The 3,257-nt window shown below is 50.4% G+C and carries 2 rRNA genes; both read left to right on the plus strand.

The window, feature by feature from the left end:
* Nucleotides 1–153: 153 nt before the first annotated feature.
* Nucleotides 154–3,060, plus strand: a 23S ribosomal RNA gene (locus HMPREF2626_RS00110).
* 84 nt (nt 3,061–3,144) lie between these two features.
* Nucleotides 3,145–3,257: ribosomal RNA gene (gene rrf, locus HMPREF2626_RS00115) — 5S ribosomal RNA — on the plus strand; the annotation flags it as partial.

The raw sequence follows: 3,257 nt of genomic DNA on the forward strand, positions 1-3,257 counted from the left end.
AACTTGTTCTTTGAAAACTGAATACTGCAAGTAATAACCATATTTTTAACTGCAACCACCAGGAAGCAGTTAAGGATATAAACCAATTTTACCAAGAGTAAAAAACCGAAAGAGTTTAATTAAACTTTTCGCACATCATACAACTTAACCAACGGTTAAGTGAATAAGGGCGTACGGTGAATGCCTTGGCACTAGGAGCCGATGAAGGACGGGACGAACACCGATATGCTTCGGGGAGCTGTAAGTAAGCTTTGATCCGGAGATTTCCGAATGGGGGAACCCCATCATCTTGATCGATGATGACTTTCAAGTGAATACATAGCTTGTTAGAGGTAGACGCAGGGAACTGAAACATCTCAGTACCTGTAGGAAGAGAAAGAAAAATCGATTTCCTGAGTAGCGGCGAGCGAAACGGAAAGAGCCCAAACCAAAGAGCTTGCTCTTTGGGGTTGTAGGACTGGGACCTATGATTTAGGCGGGTTAGTCGAATGGCATGGGAAGGCCAATCAGAGAAGGTGAGAATCCTGTAGACGAAAACCCAACTAACATTACCAGTATCCTGAGTACGACGGACCACGTGAAATTCCGTCGGAATCCGCCGGGACCATCCGGCAAGGCTAAATACTACCTAGTGACCGATAGTGAACCAGTACCGTGAGGGAAAGGTGAAAAGCACCCCGGGAGGGGAGTGAAAGAGTACCTGAAACCGTATGCCTACAAGCAGTCAGAGCCCGTTAATGGGTGATGGCGTACTTTTTGTAGAACGGACCGGCGAGTTACGATAGCATGCAAGGTTAAGACGAAGAGTCGGAGCCACAGCGAAAGCGAGTCTGAAGTGGGCGTTGAGTATGTTGTCGTAGACCCGAAACCAGGTGATCTACCCATGTCCAGGCTGAAGGTGCGGTAAAACGCACTGGAGGGCCGAACCCACGTCTGTTGAAAAAGGCGGGGATGAGGTGTGGGTAGCGGTGAAATTCCAATCGAACCTGGAGATAGCTGGTTCTCTCCGAAATAGCTTTAGGGCTAGCCTCGGATGATGAATATTGGAGGTAGAGCACTGTTTGTTCTAGGGGTCCAACAAGGATTACCGAAAACTGATAAACTCCGAATGCCAAATATTTTAATCCGGGAGTCACACTGCGAGTGATAAGATCCGTAGTGGAAAGGGAAACAGCCCAGACCACCAGCTAAGGTCCCAAAGTTTCAGTTAAGTGGAAAAGGATGTGGGGTTGCACAGACAACTAGGATGTTGGCTTAGAAGCAGCCATCATTCAAAGAGTGCGTAATAGCTCACTAGTCGAGTGACCCTGCGCCGAAAATGTACCGGGGCTAAACTGAACACCGAAGCTGTGGATGTCTAAGGACATGGTAGGAGAGCGTTCTAAGGACGGCGAAGCATGATCGTGAGGACATGTGGAGTGCTTAGAAGTGAGAATGCCGGTATGAGTAGCGAAAGACGGGTGAGAATCCCGTCCACCGAATAACTAAGGTTTCCTGGGGAAGGCTCGTCCTCCCAGGGTTAGTCGGGACCTAAGCCGAGACCGAAAGGTGTAGGCGATGGCCAACAGGTTGAGATTCCTGTACTTGTCTGATTTGTTTGAGCAATGGAAGGACACAGGAGGCTAAGCAGAGCGCGGAGATGGAAAAACGCGTCCAAGCAACAAGTCTGATGTTGAGTAAAAGGCTTAACATCCTAAGGATGAGTTGTGACGGGGAGGGAAGTTTAGTACCGAAGCTGCTGATGTCACACTGTCAAGAAAAGTTTCTAGTGAGAATCAGACAACCCGTACCGCAAACCGACACAGGTAGTTGAGGAGAGAATCCTAAGGTGAGCGAGCGAACTCTCGTTAAGGAACTCGGCAAAATGACCCCGTAACTTCGGGAGAAGGGGTGCTGGCCGCAAGGCCAGCCGCAGTGAATAGGCCCAAGCGACTGTTTATCAAAAACATAGGTCTCTGCCAAATCGAAAGATGACGTATAGAGGCTGACGCCTGCCCGGTGCTGGAAGGTTAAGAGGAAGGGTTAGCGTATGCGAAGCTCTGAATTGAAGCCCCAGTAAACGGCGGCCGTAACTATAACGGTCCTAAGGTAGCGAAATTCCTTGTCAGGTAAGTTCTGACCCGCACGAAAGGCGCAACGATTTGGGCACTGTCTCAACGAGAGACTCGGTGAAATTGTAGTACCAGTGAAGATGCTGGTTACCCGCGACAGGACGGAAAGACCCCATGGAGCTTCACTGCAGGTTGATATTGAGTGTTTGTGTGACATGTACAGGATAGGTAGGAGCCATTGAAACCGGGACGCTAGTCTCGGTGGAGGCACAAGTGGGATACTACCCTTGTGACATGACCACTCTAACCCGCGACCATAGATCTGGTCGGGAGACAGTGTCAGTCGGGCAGTTTGACTGGGGCGGTCGCCTCCTAAAGTGTAACGGAGGCGCCCAAAGGTTCCCTCAGAATGGTTGGAAATCATTCGCAGAGTGTAAAGGCAGAAGGGAGCTTGACTGCGAGACCTACAAGTCGAGCAGGGACGAAAGTCGGGCTTAGTGATCCGGTGGTTCCGCATGGAAGGGCCATCGCTCAACGGATAAAAGCTACCCTGGGGATAACAGGCTTATCTCCCCCAAGAGTTCACATCGACGGGGAGGTTTGGCACCTCGATGTCGGCTCATCGCATCCTGGGGCTGAAGTCGGTCCCAAGGGTTGGGCTGTTCGCCCATTAAAGCGGTACGCGAGCTGGGTTCAGAACGTCGTGAGACAGTTCGGTCCCTATCCGTCGCGGGCGTTGGAAATTTGAGAGGAGCTGTCCTTAGTACGAGAGGACCGGGATGGACGCACCGCTGGTGTACCAGTTGTTCCACCAGGAGCAGAGCTGGGTAGCTATGTGCGGCAGGGATAAGCGCTGAAAGCATCTAAGCGTGAAGCCCCCCTCGAGATGAGATTTCCCATACTTTTAAAGTAGTAAGACCCCTGAGAGATGATCAGGTAGATAGGCTGGAAGTGGAAGTATAGCGATATATGGAGCGGACCAGTACTAATCGGTCGAGGACTTATCCAAAGGATAAGATTGTATGAGTGGTTGGGTAATTACGAGCAGATTCAGTTTTGAGAGAACAAGCTTTTCTCAACTAAATAGAAATTGTGCGGTGGTAATGGCAAGAAGGTCACACCTGTTCCCATGCCGAACACAGCAGTTAAGCTTCTTAGCGCCGAATGTAGTTGGGGGTTGCCCCCTGTGAGACTAGGACGCTGCCG

Source organism: Aerococcus sp. HMSC062A02 (assembly GCF_001809535.1).
Classification (GTDB): domain Bacteria; phylum Bacillota; class Bacilli; order Lactobacillales; family Aerococcaceae; genus Aerococcus.